This window comes from Bacillus sp. FSL K6-3459 (genome assembly GCF_038003305.1).
GTDB lineage: Bacteria > Bacillota > Bacilli > Bacillales > Bacillaceae > Bacillus > Bacillus pumilus_O.
This window is the reverse complement of sequence record NZ_JBBOOW010000001.1, coordinates 75,503-101,147: the sequence shown is the minus strand read 5'-3', so window position 1 is coordinate 101,147 and position 25,645 is coordinate 75,503. Positions and strand designations below refer to the sequence as shown.

Below are 25,645 nucleotides of genomic sequence, written 5' to 3'. Positions count from 1 at the left end.
AAAACGCACGCTGCTCCATATATCCTTAGAAAGGAGGTGATCCAGCCGCACCTTCCGATACGGCTACCTTGTTACGACTTCACCCCAATCATCTGTCCCACCTTCGGCGGCTGGCTCCATAAAGGTTACCTCACCGACTTCGGGTGTTACAAACTCTCGTGGTGTGACGGGCGGTGTGTACAAGGCCCGGGAACGTATTCACCGCGGCATGCTGATCCGCGATTACTAGCGATTCCAGCTTCACGCAGTCGAGTTGCAGACTGCGATCCGAACTGAGAACAGATTTATGGGATTGGCTAAACCTTGCGGTCTCGCAGCCCTTTGTTCTGTCCATTGTAGCACGTGTGTAGCCCAGGTCATAAGGGGCATGATGATTTGACGTCATCCCCACCTTCCTCCGGTTTGTCACCGGCAGTCACCTTAGAGTGCCCAACTAAATGCTGGCAACTAAGATCAAGGGTTGCGCTCGTTGCGGGACTTAACCCAACATCTCACGACACGAGCTGACGACAACCATGCACCACCTGTCACTCTGTCCCCGAAGGGAAAGCCCTATCTCTAGGGTTGTCAGAGGATGTCAAGACCTGGTAAGGTTCTTCGCGTTGCTTCGAATTAAACCACATGCTCCACCGCTTGTGCGGGCCCCCGTCAATTCCTTTGAGTTTCAGTCTTGCGACCGTACTCCCCAGGCGGAGTGCTTAATGCGTTAGCTGCAGCACTAAGGGGCGGAAACCCCCTAACACTTAGCACTCATCGTTTACGGCGTGGACTACCAGGGTATCTAATCCTGTTCGCTCCCCACGCTTTCGCTCCTCAGCGTCAGTTACAGACCAGAGAGTCGCCTTCGCCACTGGTGTTCCTCCACATCTCTACGCATTTCACCGCTACACGTGGAATTCCACTCTCCTCTTCTGCACTCAAGTTTCCCAGTTTCCAATGACCCTCCCCGGTTGAGCCGGGGGCTTTCACATCAGACTTAAGAAACCGCCTGCGAGCCCTTTACGCCCAATAATTCCGGACAACGCTTGCCACCTACGTATTACCGCGGCTGCTGGCACGTAGTTAGCCGTGGCTTTCTGGTTAGGTACCGTCAAGGTGCGAGCAGTTACTCTCGCACTTGTTCTTCCCTAACAACAGAGCTTTACGATCCGAAAACCTTCATCACTCACGCGGCGTTGCTCCGTCAGACTTTCGTCCATTGCGGAAGATTCCCTACTGCTGCCTCCCGTAGGAGTCTGGGCCGTGTCTCAGTCCCAGTGTGGCCGATCACCCTCTCAGGTCGGCTACGCATCGTCGCCTTGGTGAGCCATTACCCCACCAACTAGCTAATGCGCCGCGGGTCCATCTGTAAGTGACAGCCGAAACCGTCTTTCATCCTTGAACCATGCGGTTCAAGGAACTATCCGGTATTAGCTCCGGTTTCCCGGAGTTATCCCAGTCTTACAGGCAGGTTACCCACGTGTTACTCACCCGTCCGCCGCTAACATCCGGGAGCAAGCTCCCTTCTGTTCGCTCGACTTGCATGTATTAGGCACGCCGCCAGCGTTCGTCCTGAGCCAGGATCAAACTCTCCGAAAAAGTACAAAACCGAAGTTTTGTTTTTCGTCAGCGTTTGACTGACTACCTATGAAACATCATAGGATTTTTTTATAAAAACTCGAATTAACAGGTACGTTTTGTCTTGTTTAGTTTTCAAAGATCATATTGGTGGAGCCTAGCGGGATCGAACCGCTGACCTCCTGCGTGCAAGGCAGGCGCTCTCCCAGCTGAGCTAAGGCCCCATAAAAGATGGTCGGGAAGACAGGATTCGAACCTGCGACCCCTTGGTCCCAAACCAAGTGCTCTACCAAGCTGAGCTACTTCCCGATCTTAATGGCGCGCCCGAGAGGAGTCGAACCCCTAACCTTTTGATCCGTAGTCAAACGCTCTATCCAATTGAGCTACGGGCGCTTATTTTATAATGCCGAGGGCCGGACTTGAACCGGCACGGTAGTCACCTACCGCAGGATTTTAAGTCCTGTGTGTCTGCCAATTCCACCACCCCGGCGTGGATGGTATAAGCGGAAGACGGGATTCGAACCCGCGACCCCCACCTTGGCAAGGTGGTGTTCTACCACTGAACTACTTCCGCATTACAGGATTTCTTTATTTTATTTGGCAATGCGGGTGAAGGGACTTGAACCCCCACGTCATAAAGACACTAGATCCTAAGTCTAGCGCGTCTGCCAATTCCGCCACACCCGCATGAAACATGGTGAGCCATGAAGGACTCGAACCTTCGACCCTCTGATTAAAAGTCAGATGCTCTACCAACTGAGCTAATGGCTCGCTTTAAAAGCGACTCGTCTATCTTACCATATGAAACTGGTGCCGGCAAGAGGACTTGAACCCCCAACCTACTGATTACAAGTCAGTTGCTCTACCAGTTGAGCTACACCGGCTTTATCTATCCTAACATTATGTAAGAATAAATATGGTGGAGGATGACGGGCTCGAACCGCCGACCCTCTGCTTGTAAGGCAGATGCTCTCCCAGCTGAGCTAATCCTCCATATTGTGTTGTCATTTCGAATGTCTCTCGATCCGACAAATAGTATTATATAACGATAAGATATTGTTTGTAAAGACTTTTTTAAAATAATTTTTGAATTTATTTTAACGTTATTTTTTTCATCTTTTCGTTAAGGCACCTAAAGAAGTTTACCACTTGTCTCATCATTTTAAAAGTCTTTTTTTCATTTTTTTATGTTTTTTTGTTAAAAAGCTCTCTAATTAAGCTTTATTGGTGTGAAATCACCCTTTTTATACTTTTTAAATGCTTGTTTTCTTCAATATATCTTCTCATACAAATCATTTTGAGAAGGCAGCCTTTTATTATTTTATTTTTCTGAGAAATCATTTTCGTGTAAAAACGTACGTAAATGATGCTGTTCTTTACTCTCTTAAATATTAAAGTTTATTAGGGTAACTTGATTCTTTCTTGCTCTTACTTAGAGCGGGCGTAAAAATTAACTGGAGATGCTCTATGCTCTTTGGCGATACTCAGTTATCTAGTGTGTCTCTAAACAGTCCTCTTTATCTGACTGACAAAGAAATTTTTATTGGCTGCTTTCTATTGTCTTCATCTTAAACCAATTGAACGATCCACCCACACAACACCTGCGTTGTTCATTTAAAATACATGAAAGAGAGACCAACAGAAGGATTAGCTGATCAATGAGTCTTACTACATCATCACTTCTCATTTTACACAGCCATTTAATATAGAAGTGATTTTTCAAAACACAAAAAGGATCAGTTCCAAATGGAACTGATCCTTATACAAGCTTGGCGGCGTCCTACTCTCACAGGGGGAGACCCCCAACTACCATCGGCGCTGAAGAGCTTAACTTCCGTGTTCGGTATGGGAACGGGTGTGACCTCTTCGCTATCGCCACCAAACCTGATGGAGAGAATGTTCTCTCAAAACTAGATAACAATGTTCAAACTTCACAATAGAATATAGGTTAAGTCCTCGATCTATTAGTATCTGTCAGCTCCACGTGTCACCACGCTTCCACCTCAGACCTATCAACCTGATCATCTTTCAGGGATCTTACTTCCTTGCGGAATGGGAAATCTCATCTTGAGGGGGGCTTCATGCTTAGATGCTTTCAGCACTTATCCCGTCCGCACATAGCTACCCAGCGATGCCCTTGGCAGAACAACTGGTACACCAGCGGTGCGTCCATCCCGGTCCTCTCGTACTAAGGACAGCTCCTCTCAAATTTCCTGCGCCCGCGACGGATAGGGACCGAACTGTCTCACGACGTTCTGAACCCAGCTCGCGTACCGCTTTAATGGGCGAACAGCCCAACCCTTGGGACCGACTACAGCCCCAGGATGCGATGAGCCGACATCGAGGTGCCAAACCTCCCCGTCGATGTGGACTCTTGGGGGAGATAAGCCTGTTATCCCCGGGGTAGCTTTTATCCGTTGAGCGATGGCCCTTCCATGCGGAACCACCGGATCACTAAGCCCGACTTTCGTCCCTGCTCGACTTGTAGGTCTCGCAGTCAAGCTCCCTTGTGCCTTTACACTCTGCGAATGATTTCCAACCATTCTGAGGGAACCTTTGGGCGCCTCCGTTACATTTTAGGAGGCGACCGCCCCAGTCAAACTGCCCACCTGACACTGTCTCCCTGCCCGATAAGGGCAGCGGGTTAGAAGGTCAATACAGCCAGGGTAGTATCCCACCGATGCCTCCACCGAAGCTAGCGCTCCGGTTTCCAAGGCTCCTACCTATCCTGTACAAGCTGTACCAACATTCAATATCAGGCTGCAGTAAAGCTCCACGGGGTCTTTCCGTCCTGTCGCGGGTAACCTGCATCTTCACAGGTACTATAATTTCACCGAGTCTCTCGTTGAGACAGTGCCCAGATCGTTGCGCCTTTCGTGCGGGTCGGAACTTACCCGACAAGGAATTTCGCTACCTTAGGACCGTTATAGTTACGGCCGCCGTTTACTGGGGCTTCAATTCGCACCTTCGCTTACGCTAAGCGCTCCTCTTAACCTTCCAGCACCGGGCAGGCGTCAGCCCCTATACTTCGCCTTACGGCTTCGCAGAGACCTGTGTTTTTGCTAAACAGTCGCCTGGGCCTATTCACTGCGGCTTCTCGGGGCTTTAACACCCTAAGAAGCACCCCTTCTCCCGAAGTTACGGGGTCATTTTGCCGAGTTCCTTAACGAGAGTTCTCTCGATCACCTTAGGATTCTCTCCTCGCCTACCTGTGTCGGTTTGCGGTACGGGCACCTCTCACCTCGCTAGAGGCTTTTCTTGGCAGTGTGGAATCAGGAACTTCGCTACTAAATTTCGCTCGCCATCACAGCTCAGCCTTCACGGGAAACGGATTTGCCTATTTCCCAGCCTAACTGCTTGGACGCGGATATCCAATACCGCGCTTACCCTATCCTCCTGCGTCCCCCCATTGCTCAAATGGTGAGGAGGTGGTACAGGAATATCAACCTGTTGTCCATCGCCTACGCCTTTCGGCCTCGGCTTAGGTCCCGACTAACCCTGAGCGGACGAGCCTTCCTCAGGAAACCTTAGGCATTCGGTGGACGGGATTCTCACCCGTCTTTCGCTACTCATACCGGCATTCTCACTTCTAAGCGCTCCACCAGTCCTTCCGGTCTGACTTCACAGCACTTAGAACGCTCTCCTACCACTGTTCGTTAGAACAGTCCGCAGCTTCGGTGATACGTTTAGCCCCGGTACATTTTCGGCGCAGAGTCACTCGACCAGTGAGCTATTACGCACTCTTTAAATGGTGGCTGCTTCTAAGCCAACATCCTGGTTGTCTAAGCAACTCCACATCCTTTTCCACTTAACGTATACTTTGGGACCTTAGCTGGCGGTCTGGGCTGTTTCCCTTTCGACTACGGATCTTATCACTCGCAGTCTGACTCCCAAGGATAAGTCATCGGCATTCGGAGTTTGACTGAATTCGGTAACCCGGTAGGGGCCCCTAGTCCAATCAGTGCTCTACCTCCGAGACTCTTACCTTGAGGCTAGCCCTAAAGCTATTTCGGAGAGAACCAGCTATCTCCAGGTTCGATTGGCATTTCACCCCTACCCACACCTCATCCCCGCACTTTTCAACGTGCGTGGGTTCGGGCCTCCATTCAGTGTTACCTGAACTTCACCCTGGACATGGGTAGATCACCTGGTTTCGGGTCTACGACCACGTACTCATGCGCCCTATTCAGACTCGCTTTCGCTGCGGCTCCGCATCTTCTGCTTAACCTTGCACGGGATCGTAACTCGCCGGTTCATTCTACAAAAGGCACGCCATCACCCTTTAACGGGCTCTGACTACTTGTAGGCACACGGTTTCAGGATCTATTTCACTCCCCTTCCGGGGTGCTTTTCACCTTTCCCTCACGGTACTGGTTCACTATCGGTCACTAGGGAGTATTTAGCCTTGGGAGATGGTCCTCCCGGATTCCGACGGAATTTCACGTGTTCCGCCGTACTCAGGATCCACTCTGGAGAGAACAACATTTCAGTTACAGGGCTGTTACCTTCTTTGGCGGGCCTTTCCAGACCTCTTCGCTTATATCGTTCCTTTGTAACTCCGTATAGAGTGTCCTACAACCCCAAGAGGCAAGCCTCTTGGTTTGGGCTGTTCCCGTTTCGCTCGCCGCTACTCAGGGAATCGCATTTGCTTTCTCTTCCTCCGGGTACTTAGATGTTTCAGTTCCCCGGGTATGCCTTCTCATACTCTATGTATTCAAGTATGGATACTACTCCATTACGAGCAGTGGGTTTCCCCATTCGGAAATCTCCGGATCAAAGCTTGCTTACAGCTCCCCGAAGCATATCGGTGTTCGTCCCGTCCTTCATCGGCTCCTAGTGCCAAGGCATCCACCGTGCGCCCTTTCTAACTTAACCATTTCTTACTTTAGAAAGAATCACTATGTGTGATGAACTTTGCATTGCATTCAATGTGAATGTATTACTTATTGTTATCTAGTTTTCAAAGAACAATCCTGTCTCGCTAGAGACATGTTTTGAAGGAATGATCCTTCAAAACTAAACAAGACCAAAACGCACGCTGCTCCATATATCCTTAGAAAGGAGGTGATCCAGCCGCACCTTCCGATACGGCTACCTTGTTACGACTTCACCCCAATCATCTGTCCCACCTTCGGCGGCTGGCTCCATAAAGGTTACCTCACCGACTTCGGGTGTTACAAACTCTCGTGGTGTGACGGGCGGTGTGTACAAGGCCCGGGAACGTATTCACCGCGGCATGCTGATCCGCGATTACTAGCGATTCCAGCTTCACGCAGTCGAGTTGCAGACTGCGATCCGAACTGAGAACAGATTTATGGGATTGGCTAAACCTTGCGGTCTCGCAGCCCTTTGTTCTGTCCATTGTAGCACGTGTGTAGCCCAGGTCATAAGGGGCATGATGATTTGACGTCATCCCCACCTTCCTCCGGTTTGTCACCGGCAGTCACCTTAGAGTGCCCAACTAAATGCTGGCAACTAAGATCAAGGGTTGCGCTCGTTGCGGGACTTAACCCAACATCTCACGACACGAGCTGACGACAACCATGCACCACCTGTCACTCTGTCCCCGAAGGGAAAGCCCTATCTCTAGGGTTGTCAGAGGATGTCAAGACCTGGTAAGGTTCTTCGCGTTGCTTCGAATTAAACCACATGCTCCACCGCTTGTGCGGGCCCCCGTCAATTCCTTTGAGTTTCAGTCTTGCGACCGTACTCCCCAGGCGGAGTGCTTAATGCGTTAGCTGCAGCACTAAGGGGCGGAAACCCCCTAACACTTAGCACTCATCGTTTACGGCGTGGACTACCAGGGTATCTAATCCTGTTCGCTCCCCACGCTTTCGCTCCTCAGCGTCAGTTACAGACCAGAGAGTCGCCTTCGCCACTGGTGTTCCTCCACATCTCTACGCATTTCACCGCTACACGTGGAATTCCACTCTCCTCTTCTGCACTCAAGTTTCCCAGTTTCCAATGACCCTCCCCGGTTGAGCCGGGGGCTTTCACATCAGACTTAAGAAACCGCCTGCGAGCCCTTTACGCCCAATAATTCCGGACAACGCTTGCCACCTACGTATTACCGCGGCTGCTGGCACGTAGTTAGCCGTGGCTTTCTGGTTAGGTACCGTCAAGGTGCGAGCAGTTACTCTCGCACTTGTTCTTCCCTAACAACAGAGCTTTACGATCCGAAAACCTTCATCACTCACGCGGCGTTGCTCCGTCAGACTTTCGTCCATTGCGGAAGATTCCCTACTGCTGCCTCCCGTAGGAGTCTGGGCCGTGTCTCAGTCCCAGTGTGGCCGATCACCCTCTCAGGTCGGCTACGCATCGTCGCCTTGGTGAGCCATTACCCCACCAACTAGCTAATGCGCCGCGGGTCCATCTGTAAGTGACAGCCGAAACCGTCTTTCATCCTTGAACCATGCGGTTCAAGGAACTATCCGGTATTAGCTCCGGTTTCCCGGAGTTATCCCAGTCTTACAGGCAGGTTACCCACGTGTTACTCACCCGTCCGCCGCTAACATCCGGGAGCAAGCTCCCTTCTGTTCGCTCGACTTGCATGTATTAGGCACGCCGCCAGCGTTCGTCCTGAGCCAGGATCAAACTCTCCGAGGTATGCAGGATGCATATCACACATGCGTTGCTACACGATGTAGCGAACTTAGCATGTGATCATTTCCTGCCTCGTCAGCGTTTGACTGACTACCTATGAAACATCATAGGATTTTTTTATAAAAACTCGAATTAACAGGTACGTTTTGTCTTGTTTAGTTTTCAAAGATCATTTTCGTTATCGCTCGTAAGCGACTTTAATATCTTAACATTTCGTATCGGTTAAAGTCAAGAAGTTTTTTCAATTTCTTTTTTTAACCTCGTTGCTGTTTTGCGGCAACGAATAATAATATACCATCTTGAATCTTTCCTTGCAATAGTTTTTTTAAAAAAAGTTTCATTTCATGAAAAATAAAAAGCGCCATAGTTAAAATGGCGCTTTACTTGGTGTATTAGCGGTTTCTCATTTGTGGGAAAAGCAGTACATCTCTGATTGATGGAGAATTTGTTAATAGCATGATTAACCGGTCGATACCGATTCCTAGTCCGCCTGTTGGAGGCATACCATATTCTAATGCTTCAACAAAATCGTCATCCATTAGATGCGCTTCGTCATTTCCTTCTTCACGTTCTTTTAATTGAGCTTCGAATCGTTCTCTTTGATCGATTGGATCGTTTAGTTCTGTGAATGCATTAGCATGTTCACGGCGTACGATAAATAGCTCAAAGCGATCTGTGAAGCGAGGGTCTTCAGGATTTTTCTTAGCTAATGGGGAGATCTCTACTGGATGTCCGTAAATAAATGTAGGCTGCACCAATGTTTCCTCCACTTTTTGCTCGAAGAACTCATTGATGATATGACCTACCGTCATGTTTTTCGTAATTTCAATTCCGTGATCAGCTGCATGCTGTTGTGCTTCTTCTACAGTCATCTCCTGCCAGAAGTCTACACCAGTTGCTTCTTTGACTGCTTCAACCATATGGAGTCTCTTCCATTCAGGCTTCAGATCAATTTCATCTTCTCCATATTGAATAGTGGTTGTTCCTAGTACCTCTTCGGCAATATGAGCAATCAGGTTTTCAGTTAGATTCATGATGTCTTTGTAATCTGCGTACGCTTCGTAAAGCTCGATCATAGTGAATTCTGGGTTATGACGAGTTGATACACCTTCGTTACGGAATACACGACCAATCTCGTATACCTTCTCTAGACCACCGACAATAAGGCGTTTTAAGTGCAGTTCAATCGCAATACGCATATAAAGTGGCATATCCAGTGCATTGTGATGAGTAATGAAAGGACGTGCTGATGCACCACCAGGGATGCTGTGCATTGTTGGTGTTTCAACTTCTAGGTATCCTTTAGAATCTAAGTATCTTCTCATAGATTGGATGATCTTGCTTCGCATGATGAACGTCTGCTTACTTTCTGGATTTACAATCAGGTCAAGGTAACGCTGACGATAACGTTGTTCAACATCTTTGAGTCCATGATATTTGTCAGGAAGCGGGCGAAGTGCTTTTGTGAGAACCTCAAAGCTAGTCGCTTTAATAGAAAGTTCGCCTACATTCGTTTTAAATACTGTTCCTGTTACACCGACGATATCGCCTAGGTCTGAGCTTTTGAATAATTCGTAAGCTTCTTCTCCTACACTATCTTTACGAACGTAGATTTGAATTTGTCCTTCTAAGTCTTGGATATGCGCAAAGCCAGCTTTTCCTTTTCCACGCTTTGTCATCATACGTCCAGCGATTGTCACTTGGGCAGACTTTTCTTCTAAGTCTTCTTTAGAAAACTCATCGTATTCAGCAATAATTTGTGCAGATTGATGAGAACGGTCATATCGTTCACCGAACGGATCGATACCTTCTTCTCTCATTTTATTCATTTTGTCACGTCTGACTTGGAATTGGTCATTTAATTCTTCGTTATTAAGCCCTTCATTACTCATTTATATCACTCCAATAATGTATTTTGCAGAGAAAAGCAGAAAAACTGCCAGTACATGCACTAGCAGTGAGCTACAAAAAGAAAGATAGTCTTATCCTACTTTTATACTTTGAAGCTCTTTTGCCTCGGCTTCGATCGTAAAGTCATCAAGAACTTGTACAAGCTCCGCTCTCGTTTCACTTTGATTGATTTGATTTCTCACGTCCGCATTGCCTCGGACACCTTTTAAGTACCACGCTGCGTGCTTTCTCATTTCTCTGACAGCCACATGCTCCCCTTTTAGATCAATAAGTCTGTCTAAGTGAAGCTTACACACTGACATCTTCTCACGTACGTTTGGCTCTTCTTTCAGTTCACCCGTTTCTAAATAATGAACTGTTCGATAGATCATCCACGGGTTTCCTAGTGCGGCTCTTCCGATCATGACAGCATCAGCACCTGTTTCATCAAGCAGACGTTTTGCATCCTGAGGGGTTTTGACATCTCCATTGCCGATGACAGGAATGGACACAGATTGTTTGACCTCTTTTATAATATCCCAATTTGCTGTTCCTTCGTACATCTGCACACGTGTCCGTCCGTGAAGTGCCACCGCTTGTCCACCTGCTCGTTCAACAGCACGGGCATTGTCGATAGCGAAGATATGATCTTCGTCCCAGCCCATTCTCATTTTCACCGTAACAGGTTTATCTACAGCATCTACAACAGCAGAGACCATTTCATAAATTTTGTTTGGATCAAGCAGCCATTTCGCTCCTGCATCACATTTCGTAATCTTCGGTACAGGACAGCCCATGTTGATATCAATAATGTCCGCTGTGGTATTCTGGTCTACAAACTTTGCCGCTTCAACGAGAGTGTCTTTTTCTCCTCCAAATATCTGAAGGCTCAAAGGCTTTTCACGTTCATCAATGTATAGCATACCCATTGTTCTTGCATTGTTGATCAGGATTGCCTTGTCACTGACCATCTCAGCGCAGACTAAACCTGCTCCAAATTCTTTCACTGTCAGTCTGAAGGCAGAGTTGCACACACCAGCCATAGGTGCGAGCACCACTTTGTTTTTAATGTCGATATCTCCGATTTTAAACATCATTTCCCCTCCTTTCTTCTTCAAGATTTGGTGAAAGTTCTTCCACCGTTATATTTAAAGCATCTGCTATTTGACCAACCAATTGGTTTGTTGGTAATCGATTGCCTCGCTCAATTTCTCCTAAGACAGAGACAGAGATGCCCAGTCTTTTCGCGAACCCTTCCTGAGTATACCCTTTTAGCTTTCGGTATGCACGAATTCTTCTACCCCACACGTCTTTTTCCATATGCTTACACCTTCTTGGTCTGTTACGGCATTGATTTGTACTTCGCCGATTTCCGGGCAAATCTCACTCATCGGAACGAGAACGAATAAACGTTCGTACATTCTAGGATGTGGCACTACGAGCTGTTCTGTTTCAATATTTTCACGATTATAAAGTAAAATGTCAAGGTCAGCCGTTCGTGGTCCCCATCTCACTTCTCTTGTTCTGCCTAACTCTTGCTCGATTTTCTGAGTAAGTGCCAGTAATTCATTTGGACGAAGCGAGGTGGAAATTTTCACAGCCATATTTAAAAAGTCATCTTGGTTTTCGTAACCTACAGGTGTTGTTTCATATATAGATGAGATCGATTCTACTTGAACCTCTGGATGTTCGTGCAGTTTTTTGACGGCTTCTTTTAAATAAGTTTCCTTTTTCCCTATGTTCGAACCTAAAGCAATGTATGCGGTATTGTTCATGCGCGCGATCTCGTCATTTCAATGGCAACGGACTGATAGTGTCCTGGAATTGGCGGATCTGGTTTAATCACCTTCACAGTACATTCTTGAACTGTCGGAAAGTCCTTTAACACTTGGCTTGCAATTCTTTCTGTTAGTGTTTCAACGAGGTTGACTGATTCACCCTCTACAATGCTTTTGCAGATTTGGTAGAGCTCCGCATAATTAATGGTCTCATTGAGGTCATCAGTTTGTCCGGCTTTACTTAAATCAAGTGAAGCTGTTAAATCCACGCGGAACCGCTGTCCTAATTTATTTTCTTCTGCAAATACGCCATGGTAGCCGTAAAATTCCATTCCATTTACATATACTTTATCGATAATAAGCGCCTCCCTTATTCAGCATGGCATCCATCATTTTTGCCATTCTTGCGATTTCTTTTACATCATGTACCCGAACCATCGCACTGCCTTTTTGAATTCCAAGGCAGACCGTCGCCCCCGTTCCTTCAGTACGCTCTTCCGGTGGCAGGTCTAAGACAGCTCCGATGAATCGTTTTCGAGATGTAGCTAAGAGCAGTGGATACCCGAGCTGACAAAAATGTTCAAGCTCATTCATGACCATCAGGTTGTCCTCTTTATTTTTCGCAAACCCTACACCTGGGTCTAATATGATCATGTCATCACGGACACCCGCTTGTTTTGCAATTTGAACACTTTCATTCAAATCTGCGATCATATCTGAAATTAGATGTGTGTAGTTTCGCTCTGGTCGATTGTGCATTAAAATAATCGGCACATTGTGCTTCGCTGCTACATCCGCCATTTGAGGATCTGCCTTCGCTCCCCATACATCATTAATAATGGAAGCTCCGGCTTTCACTGCTTCATCTGCCACATGGGCTTTATACGTATCAATGGAAATCGGAACATCCAATTCTTTTGTGATCTTTTCGATGACGGGAATGACTCTTGAAAGCTCCTCTTGTTCTGAAACAAATGCAGCTCCTGGGCGAGTCGATTCTCCGCCTATATCAATGATATGTGCCCCGTCTTCTATCAGCTGTGCTGCATGAGCCCGCGCTTTATCCACTTGATTAAACTTTCCTCCATCTGAAAAAGAGTCAGGTGTAACATTTAAAATGCCCATGACCAATGTCTTTTCTTCATAACTAAGGGTGTGGTGCTTGGCTTGTATGACCTTAGGTTGCTTTATCACTTGTTGTGTCATTGTGTCCACCTACTCTTTATAATCTAGACGTTCTTTTGTATATTGTGTTCTCAATTTTGTTGAGAAGATTCGGCTGTTATGGGTAAAGGAGATTTCTCCTATACTTCTGAAAGGCACAATCCCTTGAACAGAATTGGTCATCCATGCCTCATCAGCCGATAGCAAATGGGAGATTGGATATCGCCCTACTTCTAGTGAAGCCTCCATCGCTTGGAGTGCTTCGATACAATATCGACGAGTGACCCCATTTAAAATGCCTGTATCAAGTGACGGTGTATACATCACATCGCCTTTTCGCCAAAATATATTGGAGGTAATTCCTTCTGCCACATCATTTTCTTTTGTTAAAAAGATACCTTCTAACTTCGGATCATTTCCCACTTCTCTTTTTGCTAGCAGGTTGTTCATATAATGGTGAGACTTGAGACGCCTCGGACCTTCTGGGGTATTTCTCCTCGTTTGAAGAATGACTCCCTGTTTCTCATCTAACACAGATTCGGGCCGGAATGGAGAGATCATGACAAACACGACAGGCTCTTCATAAGGATCGGCAGAAAATCCATTGCCTCTGCCCGCAGATACATTGAAGCGAATTCTCGCGTGTCCACCGGCTATGTCGTTTTTATTTAGTAAGGTATGAATGATGTCGAGTACAAATGGTTTCTCTATTGTGGATTCGATGCAAAGGTCACGCAATGATTGATTGAGCCTTTCAAGGTGCCAATCTAACAGAAAGACTTGTCCTGCCAGGCTGGTAAATGTTTCGAATACACCGATGCCATATAGAAAACCATGATCAAAAGGAGAAAGAGTCGCGTCTTTCTCCTCTATATACTGACCGTTCAGATAAATGATCATGCGTTTACTTCATGCCCCTTTTTACGATAGGTTTCAATGAAATTTTTAAGCATTTCTTTTCCGAAGGACGTCATAATCGATTCAGGATGAAACTGTACACTTTCAATTGGTAGCTCTTTATGGCGAATGGCCATGAGCTCGCCTTCTTTTGTGCTGGCTGTTGCGTCAAAGCAATCCGGTAGCGTCTCGTTTTTGACAATTAATGAATGATATCTCGTTGCGACAAGCGGATTTTGGAGTCCAGTGAAGACACCTTTTCCGTCATGTTGAATCTCTGACGTTTTACCATGCATTAAGCGCTCAGCACGAACGACATCCCCTCCAAAGACTTGCGCAATGGATTGATGCCCTAGACATACACCGAAGATCGGAATACTTCCCGCAAAATGCTTGATTGCCTCCATACTAATTCCCGCTTCATCAGGACTGCATGGCCCTGGAGAAATCATGAGAAAATCTGGCTTGAGTTCTTCGATTTCTTGAATGGTTACTTGATCATTCCGTTTCACGATCAATTCTTCTCCAAGCTCACCTAAATACTGGACCAGGTTGTACGTAAATGAATCATAATTATCAATCATTAATATCATGCTCTGCTCACCTCTAACTCAAAATAGTCTCTTCTTTGCTCAACTGTAATGCTTTTTTCACTGCATAGGCTTTTTTAATCGATTCTTTGTATTCGTGTTTTGGGACAGAATCGATGACGATCCCAGCACCCGACTGCATAAAGGCTTTGCCTTCAGTGCAGTACGCCGTACGAATGACGATGTTAAAGTGCATATCTTGATTGAATCCAAACCAGCCTATAGATCCAGTATAAAGCCCACGCCTTGTTGGCTCAAGCTCTTCTATGATTTCCATTGTTCTCACCTTTGGAGCACCTGTAATTGTGCCTCCTGGGAATACAGCTCTCATGACATCTACTGCATCACAATCATCACGCAGTTCCCCTTGTACGTTGGATACAATGTGCATCACGTGTGAATATTTCTCAATCGCCATAAATTCGTTCACTCTTACTGAGCCATAAGTGGACACGCGTCCAAGGTCATTCCGCTCAAGATCCACGAGCATCACATGCTCCGCGCGTTCTTTTTCATTTTCAATGAGCTCTTTTGCCAGCGCGTGATCCTCAGCCTCGTCTTTGCCTCTTGATCTTGTACCCGCAATCGGTCTTGTTTCTAGTTGAGTTCCCTTTTTCTTAATCAGCAGCTCTGGAGATCCACAAACAATCTGGAAATCAGGCGTGTGCAAATAAGACATATAAGGGGATGGATTGACTTGACGTAACGTTTTGTATAATTCATACGGATGTGTGTGGAGCTGTTCATCTTGTCTGATGGACAAATTCACTTGGAACACATCACCGCTTGCGATATATTGCTTAATCTTCTCTACTGCTTCTCCAAAGGTTTCCTCGGTAAAAGGCGCTGCTGGTACAAATTCTACAGAAGGTTCATGAACAGGTGATTGCGCTGATTCATTTGCAGAGCTTGTCCACTTTTGCTTCAAATCTTCGAGTCTTTGATGAGTGTCACTCACAGGTTCCGCTCCCTCTGTGTGAGTAATCAGCCACAGCATGTTTTCTTCATGATCAAAGACCGCAACATCATTAAACACGAGAAAATAAAGATCCGGTGTTTTCAGGTCATCAATGGACAACATCTTAAAATGCTCAATATATCTAGCATAATCATAGCTTAAAAATCCAATCGCCCCGCCTTGAAAATCGGGGTATTCCTCATTCGTTTCGGTTTGAAGGGTTTGGAACCAATCCGTAAACGCTCTGAATGGATCACCTTCTTTGAACAGCACCTCATCTTGATAATGGATGGTTGTCATCCCGTCTTTACCCTTCGCTTTAGCAATTGGGTGAATACCAGCAATGCTGTAGGAACCACCGCGAGCACTTTCAAGCAGAACATGGTGCGTTTCGCCAGCAGTCAATTGTTCGTATCTTTTCAAGAATGCATCTTTCGTAAAAGGAATTTTGATGCCCATCGGCCTGCGTTGTGTCATGTTATCATCCTTTTTCATTTTCATTAATCTTATTGTAATGCAATCCAATTTATTTAGAAAATAGTATTTGCTTTCCATCTACAAATTTCATAAAAAAACCCCAGCAAATGCTGGGGTAATTGGTTTAATCAAATTGATAAAGAGGTGTGCTGAGGTAACGCTCTCCATTACTTGGGATGATTGCGAGAACCTTTTTCCCTTTACCAAGTTTCTTCGCGGTTTGAAGTGCTGCATAAATGGCTGCTCCTGAAGAAATACCGCCAAGGATTCCTTCCTCTTTCGCTGCTTTTCTTGCAAGCTCAAATGCATCTTCGTTTTTCACTTGGATAATGCCATCATATACTTCCGTGTTCAAGATGGAAGGGATAAAACCCGCTCCAATCCCTTGAATTTTATGCGGGCCTGGTTTTCCGCCTGATAATACAGGAGAATCAGTAGGCTCTACCGCATAAAGCTGAATCGATGGTATGGCTTCTTTTAGGACTTCACCAGCACCCGTGATTGTGCCGCCCGTACCTACACCTGCAATAAATGCATCAAGCTCGCCGTCAAACTGTTCAAGAATTTCTTTTCCTGTCGTACGACGGTGAATCTCCGCATTGGCTTCGTTGTTAAATTGCTGAGGCATGAAGTAACCGTGCTCTTCTGCCAATTCTTCTGCCTTTTTGATGGCACCTTTCATTCCTTCTGCACCTGGTGTTAATACAAGCTCTGCACCATAAGCGCGTAAAAGGTTGCGGCGCTCCTGGCTCATTGTGTCTGGCATCACTAGAATGGCGTTAATTCCTTTAGCTGCCGCTACCATTGCAAGACCGATCCCTGTGTTTCCGCTTGTTGGTTCGATGAGCGTGTCGCCGGCTTTTAAAGTACCTTTCGCTTCAGCATCTTCGATCATCGCTAACGCAATACGATCTTTTACACTGCTGCCCGGGTTCATATATTCAAGTTTCAAGTAGACATCCGCACTGTCTTCATCTACTAAACGGTTTAATTTAACGACTGGTGTATTTCCTATTAGTTCAAAAACTGAATTTGCAATACGAGCCATCACTAACACCTCTATCTCCGAGTAATTTTATTGTATTAATATTAAATTATCAATTTCGAAAAATTTTGTCAATGCTTTTAGTCCTGCTCGCCATCGTAAAACCATGTGACTTTTGCTTCTTTCCACAGGGTTTTGACATTCGCCTTTTCACCTAGATCTTCCATGGCAATCTGCCTTTTGATCTGATTTTTGACTTCTTCATACGAGAAGGAGCGGCCATCTAATTTTTCTTTCAATTGAATAATGGCATACCCGTTTTTGGTCTCAATCGGTTCTTTTGTCCATTCATCTGGCTGAAGTTTTTGAGCTTCCTGTATGTATAGGGCTGGGATGCTTTCTTGCTCTTCTGTCACAAATCCAAGATCTCCGCCATATGGAGAGGTGTAGCGGTCAATGGAGCGTTCAGCTGCCACCGCTTCGAAGCTTGATCCGCCTTTCAGATCCTTCAATACATTTTCAGCTTCGCCTTTTGTCTTCACGACGATATGACGAATACGGTATGAATCATCATATTGATATAAGTCCTTGTTTTTTTCATAAAAGGATTTCGCTTCTTTTTCAGAAACAACAGCATCTCTCGTTAAAAGCTGCTCCAATAAAATTTGATAACGAATCTGTTCTGTCCAGTCTTTCTCACTCGTATGTCCATCTTCGTAGAAATTATTAGATACTGCTTTAAGCATCAACAATTCACGATTGATTTCTTTTGAGGACACCTCAAGCTTGTTTTCTTTCGCAAGCTGATTAACCACCTTCTGATTAATCATTTGCTCAAGTGTTGCCTTTCCATAGCGGTCTTCCATCTTCTTTAACCATTCTTGACGTGTCACCTTTTCTTTTCCAATCGACGCAATTTCTTCACCGCTCTTCCCGTTTGAAGAAGCCTGCGACATTTGCGACTTTGTTAATACATATGCAATAACAACGGCATTGATCATAAGCAACACGAGAATAAACGTCCATACCACTCTTGCTTTCAGTCTCATCTTTCGTCTCCTTTCCATTCTAAAAAGAAAACCCGCTGCTTAGAGCTTAGCGGGTTATTTCTTCACGTAGCTCTTCTAGCTCTTCTTTTGTAAATACATACGTTTCGTTACAAAAATGGCATTGAGCTTCTGCTTGTCCGTCTTGTTCAATCATATCGTCAATTTCGGCTTTTCCTAGGCTGATAATGCCATTAGCAAAACGTTCCTTTGAGCAGTTACAAGAGAATTCGACAGGTACAGTTTCTAAAATTTGAGGTTTTTCTCCGAGTACTTCTTCTAAAATTTCTTCTGGTGTCATTCCTTTTTCAATAAGTTTAGAAATGGGTTCAATGGTTGAGAGACGCTTTTCTAATCTTTCAATGACAGCATCTTCTGTTCCAGGCAGCAATTGAATGATGAAACCGCCAGCTGCGAGAATCGAGTTATCTGGATTAACAAGAACTCCTACACCTACAGAGGAAGGCACTTGCTCAGAAGAGACAAGATAATAAGTGAAGTCATCTCCAATTTCACCTGAAACAATCTCCGTTTGTCCTGTAAAGTGATCTTTCAATCCGATATCTTTCACAACACTTAACGTTCCAGATGTCCCGACTGCACGTCTAACATCCAGTTTGCCATGTTCATTTAGGTCAAAGTGTACTTGTGGGTTTGAGACATATCCGCGCACCTGGCCCTTTGCGTTTCCATCAGCAATGATGGCACCGATTGGTCCACCGCCTTCAATTTTGACCGTTAGCTTATTTTCACCTTTCAGCATAGCACCCATCATGACTGTGGCAGTCATTGTTCTGCCAATCGCTGCTGATGCTGTTGGCCATGTATGGTGTCTTCTTTGTGCTTCGTTGATTGTATCTGTTGTGTTTGCAGCATATGCTCGAACTTTTCCGTCATATGCTAACGCTTTAACTAAGTAATCCATTCGATTTTAAACCTCCTATAGTACACCGACACGATTACGTTCATAAATGAGTTGAAGTCCTTTTAATGTTAAGAACGGATCGACAATATCAATGCAGTCTGATTCATTTCCAATCAATGTCGACAAACCGCCTGTTGCAATGACTTTCGGTGTTTGTTTCGCTTGTTGCTTCATCCGTTTCACTATTCCCTCGACTTGCCCAACATATCCATAAAGGATGCCGGATTGCATCGCACTGATGGTATTTTTTCCAACAATGTGATCTGGACGGACAATTTCAATTCTTGGCAGTTTTGCCGCTCTTGTATATAAAGCCTCTGTTGAGATGGTAATACCAGGTGCAATCGCTCCACCCATGTACTGTTTTTGTTCATTGATATAGCAATAGGTTGTCGCTGTACCAAAGTCTACGACAATGAGAGGTGCCCCATAAAGGTGAATCGCCGCTACTGCATTCACAATTCGATCAGCCCCGACTTCCTTTGGATTGTCACACATAATGTTTAATCCAGTCTTCATTCCAGGCCCTACAATTTGGGGAGTTATGTGAAAGTACTTCTCGCACATTCTTTCTAATGCAAACATCATTGGCGGGACAACAGACGAGATGATAATTCCTTCTATTTGATCAAACATCAGCCCGACATAATCAAATAAAGACCTGATGGCCATACCAAATTCATCTTCTGTTTTATGACGGCTTGTTTCAATTCGCCAATGGTAGTTTAGATCGCCATTATGATAAACACCTAAAACGGTATTTGTGTTCCCTACATCTATCACGAGTAACAACTTCATCACCACTTTGAATAGTTTCTCAAAAAGAGCATTTTTCGACTTTCTATCATACCATACACGAATTGAGTTCCATTTGTAAACAATTCGAAACCGATCCATTCAGGAATTGAAATAAAAAAAAAGCTGCCGGTGATCCCAGCAGCTTTCACATAAGGAGATTAGATCTCCTCGTCTTCTTCTTTTTTCTTGATGTTCACTTTCACATCATCATTTTTCTCTTCGTCATCTGCGTATACACGCTCTGGAAGCTTTCCAGTTTCGTAAAGAGATTTAATTTGCTCAGCATCTAACGTTTCAACTTCTAGAAGAGCTTGTGCGATAATTTCTAACTTATCTTTATTCTCAGTGAGAATTTGTTTCGCACGTTCGTAGCTTTCCTTGATGAAACGCTGAACTTCTTGGTCAATTTCGTAAGCGATCGCTTCACTATAATTCGGCTCGTTGTTGAAATCACGGCCAAGGAATACTTGACCTCCTTGTGCTTGACCGAATTGTAGTGGACCAAGTTTATCAGACATACCGAACTCTGTGACCATTCTTCTTGCAATGCCAGTTGCACGTTGGAAGTCGTTGTGAGCGCCTGTACTTACTTCGCCAAACGTAATTTCCTCTGCAACACGACCGCCGAGCAAGCCGACAATTTTATCAAGAAGCTCTGGCTTCGTTTGGAAATAACGGTCTTCTCTTGGAAGCATGACCGCATATCCGCCTGCCTGACCACGAGGAACGATCGTTACTTTATGCACCATGTCCGCTTCGTCTAGGATAAGACCAATGACGGTATGACCTGCTTCATGGTACGCCACGATATTACGTTCTTTCTTCGAAATGACGCGGCTTTTCTTCGCCGGTCCAGCGATGACACGGTCAGTCGCTTCGTCGATATCACGCATATCAATTTTCTTTTTGTTATGACGGGCAGCAACAAGTGCTGCTTCGTTTAGTAAGTTCTCAAGATCTGCTCCAGAGAACCCAGGTGTTCTGCTTGCAATGGCTTTCAAGTTCACTGTGTCATCAAGCGGTTTGTTTTTCGCATGAACCTTCAGTACTTCTTCACGGCCAATGACATCTGGGCGGTCAACCGTAATTTGACGGTCAAAACGTCCCGGACGCAGCAATGCAGGATCTAGGATATCTGCACGGTTCGTCGCAGCGATGATAATAATACCTTCGTTCGCACTAAAACCATCCATTTCAACAAGAAGCTGGTTAAGCGTTTGTTCACGCTCGTCATGACCACCGCCAAGACCGGCTCCACGCTGACGACCCACTGCATCAATCTCATCAATAAAGATTAAGCATGGTGCATTCTTTTTCGCATTTTCGAATAAATCACGTACACGTGATGCACCGACACCGACGAACATCTCGACGAAGTCAGAACCACTGATGCTAAAGAAAGGAACGCCTGCTTCTCCAGCAGATGCTCTCGCAAGCAATGTTTTACCTGTACCTGGAGGTCCTACTAGTAAAACCCCTTTAGGAATTCTTGCGCCAAGCTCCGCGAATTTACGTGGATCCTTCAGGAATTCAACCACTTCTACAAGCTCTTGCTTTTCTTCATCTGCACCGGCAACATCTTTAAATTTCACACGTTTCTTTTCTTCTGTGTAAAGCTTCGCCTTACTCTTACCAAAGTTCATGACACGGCTTCCACCGCCCTGAGCTTGATTCAATAAGAAGAAGAACAGAATAAAGATGATGATAAACGGAATGATGGTTGTCAGTACTTGCAACCATCCATTTGTTTCAGGTGCTGGTTCTACTTTTACATCTGTATTCTTCAGCGCACTGTATATCTGGTCAACACCTTGACCATCTGGAACATGGGTAATGAAGTATTCATCTTTCTTCGCGCCATCTAATTGACCACGAATTTCATAAACCCCTCTTACAGGCTGAATGGAGATACTCTCCACTTTTCCCGCACTTAGATTTTGCGAAAATTTGCTGTAAGACATGTTCTCAGGCTTTTGATTAGGGGATCCTAACCAACTGACAACCCCTATCACAAGTAATAAAATAAGTATATAAAAAATCGTATTACGAAAAACCCGATTCATTCCTTACCTCCTCCCACAGTAAGCACAACTATGTTCAATAGTATCATAGAAAATCATTCCAATACAACCAATAACCTCATGTATACGTATGCTGATTAGCCTTCGTAAACAGATGGTTTTAACACTCCAATATACGGGAGGTTTCGGTAACGTTCAGCGAAATCCAATCCATAGCCGACAACAAATGCATCTGGTACTTCAAATCCAACATAATCTGCCTTGATGTCTGCTTTACGACCGCTTGGTTTATCAAGCAATGTCACAATTTTTATGGAGTTTGCTTTACGGTATCGGAAAAGCTCTACCAGATAGCTCAAAGTTAACCCACTGTCGATGATATCTTCCATAATTAAAATATCTCTTCCTTCAACAGAAGTATCTAGATCTTTAATGATCTTTACTTCTCCTGAAGATACGGTAGATTTTCCGTAGCTAGATACATCCATAAAATCAAGTTCTAAATATGTATCAATGTGTTTGATCAGGTCTGCCATGAATGGAAGAGCCCCTTTCAAAACACCAATAGCCAGGGGAAATTTACCATCATAATCGCTGGTTAATGTTGCACCCAGTTCCTTCACTTTTTGCTGGATCTCTTCTTCTGAGATCAAAACCTTTTCAATATCTTGTTTCATGCTTTTGCTTGCCCCCTACAAATTTTCATGCTGTCTATATTGTAATACAATGAGATCGCTGTTTGTCATATCAATTTCTTCAAAAACGGATTTTTTCAGACCTGGGATCCAGATGATTTGATGATCCGAGTCAGTGACGATCGGCCAGCTGTCTCTTTCTGCAAGAGGCACTTTTTTATCAATAAATATATCCTTCACCTTTTTTGATCCATTCATCCCTTTAAGTTTGATTCGATCACCATTTTTTCGTGAGCGAATGATCAAAGGGAAACGAACACGATCTTTTTTAAGCAAGAAAAAATGGTTTCCGTTCCGTGCACCCTTCGGAACATGATTTGATACCACGATAGACTGCCCATTTGGAAGGAAAAGCTCCTCTCCAACCTCACCCTTTAAGTGAAGAGCATAAGACTGATCTAGTACAAGCGATCGTTCAAAGGTAAACATACAGTAATCATAAGACTTGACAGCTTGTAAACCTTTTGGCAAATCTAATGATCCAGACGGTTGTTCGGTATGAGATAACCAGTCCAAAGTCCCTAGAATATGCTGGTTTGAAAACGCTGATTGAGTGTTTTCATAAAGATAGTTTAATATTAGTTGAATGCCTCTTCTTTGTAAAGGCAAAGGCAGGTCAAGCAAAGGCTTCGTTTTAATCTTAATTTGCTTAGGCGATTGATTCGTTATGACTTGGTTCATTTGTTCCTTTGTTAATGCCTGCAAGTATTGCTCATCTTCAGTCAGCATGTCACTTACAAACTGAAAGCTTTCATGTACATGAGGTGCCTCTTCTTTTAACACAGGAAGAATGTGTCTTCTTATCCGGTTTCTCAAGTAGTCATCTGTGTGATTGCTTTGATCAATGACATAGGGAATATGTGCTTTTTCACAAGCGGTCAGCACGTCATCTTTAGAATATCCAATGAGCGGCCGAATCAGCCATCCATCTTGATAAGGACGTTTTGCTTGGATACCGGCAAGTCCTATTCCAACAGTCCCTCTCACAAGCCTCATCATCATTGTTTCTACTTGGTCGTCTCCATGATGTGCAAGCGCTATAAATTGAGCGTTGTATTGCTCCATCAATTGACGAAAGAAAGCATATCTGCACTCTCTTGCAGCTGCCTGTTTGTTTAAGTGGTTTTCTTTTGCATATTGGGCAACTTGGATGCGGGCCGATTCAAAAGGAATTCCTCGCTCCTTGCAGTAAGCCTCAACAAATGCCAAATCAGCAAAGGACTCTTCTCCTCTGAACATGTGATCTACATGGGCTGCAATCAGCTGAAAGGAACCTTTTCGGCGTTTGTTGAGTTCGTGCAGTAAGAGCATGGAATCTGGTCCGCCAGAAACCCCGACAATGACTGTCGTATTTTCAAGGTAAACATCATGTTTTTTCAAAAATGATTCAATTCTATTCACAACTTCCTCCTCACAAAGAGCAGGTAATTTAAAGATATACATATCCTATCACTTTCAGTAGCTCCAAGCAAAGATGAAGCCTGCTTTTTTACAGGTCTATAGCAGGAACAAAACGACATATGCACAGTATAGAGCAAGTACACTGCACACAATAAGAATCGTTTCAAAAAGCCCACCTGATTTTTTGCGTACTTGTGTTCTTTTTGCTGTTGCAACTCTCGATCGTGAAGTCACCTGTTGATTTTTTTGAACAGCAGGCTTTTGCCCGTTTTTTTTCTGTTGCTGCTTTTGACTCGCTTTTCTTGAAGCGATTACCTGTCCTTCTTTCAGCATCGCACTCTTCATTGCCGCCGCTGATTGATATTTACCTTGTAGAGCAGCCTTTAACACCCTTTCATATCGCTTTAATAAAGGATGTCCTTCAATGGCTCTGTAAAGCTGCTTTTCCGGTTCTGCTCCTTTTTTGAATTCTTTCTTATACGCACAATTCACCATCACCATGCTTAAGGCAAATAGATCATAGGATGGCTCTGCCTTTCTTGTACCGAATCCCCAATAGCCTCGATCAAAAAACTCTGTATATTCCTTGATTGCCCTGCCTGCTTTTGTCGTTCCCCCTACATCAATGCACCGAATCGCAGCCGGAGGACCTGACACGATGAGATTATCTGGCTTCAAGTCACCAAAAATCCAGCCTTCTTGATGTAAATGAGCTAGGTTGGATAAAAGCTGAACCATTAAAACGACGATCCATTCATCACCTTTTTGTTTGACAAAATCAAGCAGTAATGGGCCTCTGACATATTCCATCACATAAAAGGAACGCTTTTGAAGCATGCCGGGATAAATCGCATCATCCATATCATAAAAAGAAGGCCCCATGGTTTTCACAGGAGCCTTAGAAAAGGATTTTAATACATTGACTTCAGATGCAATGAGCATACTGTCATCACTCACTTTAAGGGCTACTTGACCATTTGGCGATTCGGCTAAATAGACAATACCGTTCGCCCCTTTTCCCAGCTCTTTTACAATGCGGTAATGATGGTGATGCCATTTTCCTTGAATCACCGTGCCTAACGGAATGTTAGAAGCCGAATTCATCATACTCTTCCTTTGCTTCAAGCAGCCCTTTACGCGAACGAACTGATTTGAAATGCTGGAGTGCTTCTCGAAGCGCTGGTCCAGTTGGGGTGATTCCCCCCGTGGTCAGTTTCGGGAAAATAGATGATAGTGAATCGAATCGAGGCGTCCAATTCAACACAATTTCAGCATCTGAGTTTTTCCCGGGAAATATACACATTCCAAACTGATTTTCACCAATTCTTGAATTTAAACTAATGGAGAGGTCAATGAGTGCTTCTTTAACGGTCGGAAGCTTCGGCTTCATACTTGCACTTGTATCAACAAGCACAAGCACTTGAAGATGAACCGTCTCTCCTAACTCATCGACTACTTCCATCACTTCCCCGCGTTTATCAGGTGGCAGCTCTTCAATTTCAGTGTCCTTGCCAAGTATTTGCTGCAATTCTTTATTCACAACACCTTGCAAGGTTTGTGTCATCGCTTTTTTTGTAACCATTTGTACGGTTTGAGATAACTGCTGGACGTAGACAACTTGATGGATGCCTCCACCTGCGAGAGCAATCCCTTCAACTTCTTTCATTGCTTCATGGTCGTGTCTGTTTTCCTCCATAATGCCAATAACATTGACTGTAATCCCTTGTTCCTTTGCCAATGAGGCAATCGCAAGTGGATCTTCCCCGTGATTTGAGCAGCCATCTGTAATCAATAAGATTTGGTTTACGTGACCTTTTCGCATCTTCATTCCTCCTGGGATCGTACTGAATGCTTTATATC

Annotated in this window: 17 protein-coding genes, 9 tRNA genes, 4 rRNA genes and 1 pseudogene; all 31 read right to left on the bottom strand. The window is 44.7% G+C overall.

The window, feature by feature from the left end; translation table 11 throughout:
- Positions 1-29 precede the first annotated feature (29 nt).
- The 31 genes and pseudogenes from MHI35_RS00555 to MHI35_RS00405 all read right to left on the bottom strand — a co-directional run bounded on the left by MHI35_RS00555 (position 30) and on the right by MHI35_RS00405 (position 25,607).
- Positions 30-1,578 (bottom strand): 16S ribosomal RNA (locus tag MHI35_RS00555).
- A 127-nt stretch (positions 1,579-1,705) separates the two neighbouring features.
- Positions 1,706-1,781: transfer RNA gene (locus MHI35_RS00550), tRNA-Ala, on the bottom strand.
- 8 nt (positions 1,782-1,789) lie between these two features.
- A tRNA-Pro gene (locus tag MHI35_RS00545) sits at positions 1,790-1,866 on the bottom strand.
- Positions 1,867-1,873: 7 nt separating this feature from the next.
- Positions 1,874-1,950, bottom strand: a tRNA-Arg gene (locus MHI35_RS00540).
- An 11-nt stretch (positions 1,951-1,961) separates the two neighbouring features.
- Positions 1,962-2,047, bottom strand: a tRNA-Leu gene (locus MHI35_RS00535).
- A 12-nt stretch (positions 2,048-2,059) separates the two neighbouring features.
- A tRNA-Gly gene (locus tag MHI35_RS00530) sits at positions 2,060-2,131 on the bottom strand.
- 30 nt (positions 2,132-2,161) lie between these two features.
- A tRNA-Leu gene (locus MHI35_RS00525) sits at positions 2,162-2,244 on the bottom strand.
- Positions 2,245-2,252: 8 nt separating this feature from the next.
- Positions 2,253-2,328 (bottom strand) — tRNA-Lys (locus MHI35_RS00520).
- 37 nt (positions 2,329-2,365) lie between these two features.
- A tRNA-Thr gene (locus MHI35_RS00515) sits at positions 2,366-2,441 on the bottom strand.
- A 33-nt stretch (positions 2,442-2,474) separates the two neighbouring features.
- Positions 2,475-2,550: transfer RNA gene (locus tag MHI35_RS00510), tRNA-Val, on the bottom strand.
- Positions 2,551-3,324: 774 nt separating this feature from the next.
- Positions 3,325-3,440 (bottom strand): 5S ribosomal RNA (gene rrf, locus MHI35_RS00505).
- Between the two features lie 61 nt (positions 3,441-3,501).
- Positions 3,502-6,432 (bottom strand): 23S ribosomal RNA (locus tag MHI35_RS00500).
- 182 nt (positions 6,433-6,614) lie between these two features.
- Positions 6,615-8,163, bottom strand: a 16S ribosomal RNA gene (locus MHI35_RS00495).
- The 16S, 23S and 5S rRNA genes sit together here with 9 tRNA genes alongside, the layout of an rRNA operon.
- Positions 8,164-8,552: 389 nt before the next feature.
- Positions 8,553-10,052, bottom strand: a complete 1,500-nt coding sequence (gene lysS, locus MHI35_RS00490; RefSeq protein ID WP_144523238.1) for a lysine--tRNA ligase — start codon at positions 10,050-10,052, stop codon at positions 8,553-8,555.
- A 90-nt stretch (positions 10,053-10,142) separates the two neighbouring features.
- Positions 10,143-11,144, bottom strand: a complete 1,002-nt coding sequence (gene dusB, locus MHI35_RS00485) for a tRNA dihydrouridine synthase DusB (protein ID WP_335349088.1) — start codon at positions 11,142-11,144, stop codon at positions 10,143-10,145.
- A complete protein-coding gene (locus tag MHI35_RS00480) occupies positions 11,137-11,370 on the bottom strand; it encodes a helix-turn-helix domain-containing protein (RefSeq protein WP_012008680.1) in 234 nt (77 codons plus the stop codon). The genes dusB and MHI35_RS00480 overlap by 8 nt, the downstream gene beginning before the upstream one ends.
- Positions 11,322-11,825: a 2-amino-4-hydroxy-6-hydroxymethyldihydropteridine diphosphokinase gene (gene folK / locus MHI35_RS00475; protein ID WP_012008679.1), complete on the bottom strand. Its 504-nt coding sequence runs from the start codon at positions 11,823-11,825 to the stop codon at positions 11,322-11,324. The genes MHI35_RS00480 and folK overlap by 49 nt, the downstream gene beginning before the upstream one ends.
- On the bottom strand, positions 11,822-12,184 hold the full coding sequence (gene folB / locus MHI35_RS00470) for a dihydroneopterin aldolase (protein WP_106052285.1): 363 nt from the start codon (positions 12,182-12,184) through the stop codon (positions 11,822-11,824). Before folB ends, folK begins: the two co-directional genes overlap by 4 nt.
- The gene (gene folP / locus MHI35_RS00465; RefSeq protein WP_335349087.1) at positions 12,177-13,034 is read right to left on the bottom strand and encodes a dihydropteroate synthase; all 858 of its coding nucleotides are present in this window, start codon (positions 13,032-13,034) and stop codon (positions 12,177-12,179) included. The genes folB and folP overlap by 8 nt, the downstream gene beginning before the upstream one ends.
- Before the next feature lie 9 nt (positions 13,035-13,043).
- On the bottom strand, positions 13,044-13,892 hold the full coding sequence (pabC, locus tag MHI35_RS00460) for an aminodeoxychorismate lyase (RefSeq protein ID WP_335349086.1): 849 nt from the start codon (positions 13,890-13,892) through the stop codon (positions 13,044-13,046).
- Entirely contained in the window at positions 13,889-14,482 is a 594-nt protein-coding gene (gene pabA, locus MHI35_RS00455; RefSeq protein ID WP_144523244.1) for an aminodeoxychorismate/anthranilate synthase component II, read from the bottom strand. The genes pabC and pabA overlap by 4 nt, the downstream gene beginning before the upstream one ends.
- A 13-nt stretch (positions 14,483-14,495) precedes the next feature.
- Positions 14,496-15,914 carry an anthranilate synthase component I family protein gene (locus MHI35_RS00450; RefSeq protein ID WP_335349085.1) on the bottom strand — a complete coding sequence of 473 codons (1,419 nt, stop codon included), beginning with the start codon at positions 15,912-15,914 and terminating at the stop codon, positions 14,496-14,498.
- 124 nt (positions 15,915-16,038) lie between these two features.
- Positions 16,039-16,962, bottom strand: coding sequence for a cysteine synthase A (gene cysK / locus MHI35_RS00445; protein ID WP_003217917.1), 924 nt, complete (start codon positions 16,960-16,962; stop codon positions 16,039-16,041).
- Between the two features lie 77 nt (positions 16,963-17,039).
- A complete protein-coding gene (locus tag MHI35_RS00440) occupies positions 17,040-17,942 on the bottom strand; it encodes a peptidyl-prolyl cis-trans isomerase (RefSeq protein WP_224925996.1) in 903 nt (300 codons plus the stop codon).
- 52 nt (positions 17,943-17,994) lie between these two features.
- Entirely contained in the window at positions 17,995-18,870 is an 876-nt protein-coding gene (gene hslO / locus MHI35_RS00435; RefSeq protein WP_012008671.1) for an Hsp33 family molecular chaperone HslO, read from the bottom strand.
- Positions 18,871-18,885: 15 nt separating this feature from the next.
- Entirely contained in the window at positions 18,886-19,662 is a 777-nt protein-coding gene (locus tag MHI35_RS00430) for a type III pantothenate kinase (RefSeq protein ID WP_008341820.1), read from the bottom strand.
- 164 nt (positions 19,663-19,826) lie between these two features.
- Entirely contained in the window at positions 19,827-21,731 is a 1,905-nt protein-coding gene (ftsH, locus tag MHI35_RS00425) for an ATP-dependent zinc metalloprotease FtsH (RefSeq protein ID WP_012008669.1), read from the bottom strand.
- 95 nt (positions 21,732-21,826) lie between these two features.
- A complete protein-coding gene (gene hpt / locus MHI35_RS00420; RefSeq protein ID WP_003217950.1) occupies positions 21,827-22,366 on the bottom strand; it encodes a hypoxanthine phosphoribosyltransferase in 540 nt (179 codons plus the stop codon).
- Positions 22,363-23,785 (bottom strand): annotated as a pseudogene (gene tilS / locus MHI35_RS00415) (tRNA lysidine(34) synthetase TilS). Before tilS ends, hpt begins: the two are co-directional and overlap by 4 nt.
- 96 nt (positions 23,786-23,881) lie before the next feature.
- Complete coding sequence (locus MHI35_RS00410) at positions 23,882-24,889, bottom strand: protein kinase domain-containing protein (protein WP_144523248.1); 1,008 nt, start codon at positions 24,887-24,889, stop codon at positions 23,882-23,884.
- Entirely contained in the window at positions 24,873-25,607 is a 735-nt protein-coding gene (locus tag MHI35_RS00405) for a vWA domain-containing protein (RefSeq protein WP_144523249.1), read from the bottom strand. The genes MHI35_RS00410 and MHI35_RS00405 overlap by 17 nt, the downstream gene beginning before the upstream one ends.
- Between the last annotated feature and the right edge of the window lie 38 nt (positions 25,608-25,645).

Coding starts and splice junctions, on each gene's coding strand:
- lysS (WP_144523238.1), bottom strand. CDS start 10,052: ATGAGTAATGAAGGGCTTAATAACGAAGAATTAAATGACCAATTCCAA.
- dusB (WP_335349088.1), bottom strand. CDS start 11,144: ATGTTTAAAATCGGAGATATCGACATTAAAAACAAAGTGGTGCTCGCA.
- MHI35_RS00480 (WP_012008680.1), bottom strand. CDS start 11,370: ATGGAAAAAGACGTGTGGGGTAGAAGAATTCGTGCATACCGAAAGCTA.
- folK (WP_012008679.1), bottom strand. CDS start 11,825: ATGAACAATACCGCATACATTGCTTTAGGTTCGAACATAGGGAAAAAG.
- folP (WP_335349087.1), bottom strand. CDS start 13,034: ATGACACAACAAGTGATAAAGCAACCTAAGGTCATACAAGCCAAGCAC.
- pabC (WP_335349086.1), bottom strand. CDS start 13,892: ATGATCATTTATCTGAACGGTCAGTATATAGAGGAGAAAGACGCGACT.
- pabA (WP_144523244.1), bottom strand. CDS start 14,482: ATGATATTAATGATTGATAATTATGATTCATTTACGTACAACCTGGTC.
- MHI35_RS00450 (WP_335349085.1), bottom strand. CDS start 15,914: ATGACACAACGCAGGCCGATGGGCATCAAAATTCCTTTTACGAAAGAT.
- cysK (WP_003217917.1), bottom strand. CDS start 16,962: ATGGCTCGTATTGCAAATTCAGTTTTTGAACTAATAGGAAATACACCA.
- hslO (WP_012008671.1), bottom strand. CDS start 18,870: ATGGATTACTTAGTTAAAGCGTTAGCATATGACGGAAAAGTTCGAGCA.
- ftsH (WP_012008669.1), bottom strand. CDS start 21,731: ATGAATCGGGTTTTTCGTAATACGATTTTTTATATACTTATTTTATTA.
- hpt (WP_003217950.1), bottom strand. CDS start 22,366: ATGAAACAAGATATTGAAAAGGTTTTGATCTCAGAAGAAGAGATCCAG.
- MHI35_RS00410 (WP_144523248.1), bottom strand. CDS start 24,889: ATGAATTCGGCTTCTAACATTCCGTTAGGCACGGTGATTCAAGGAAAA.
- MHI35_RS00405 (WP_144523249.1), bottom strand. CDS start 25,607: ATGCGAAAAGGTCACGTAAACCAAATCTTATTGATTACAGATGGCTGC.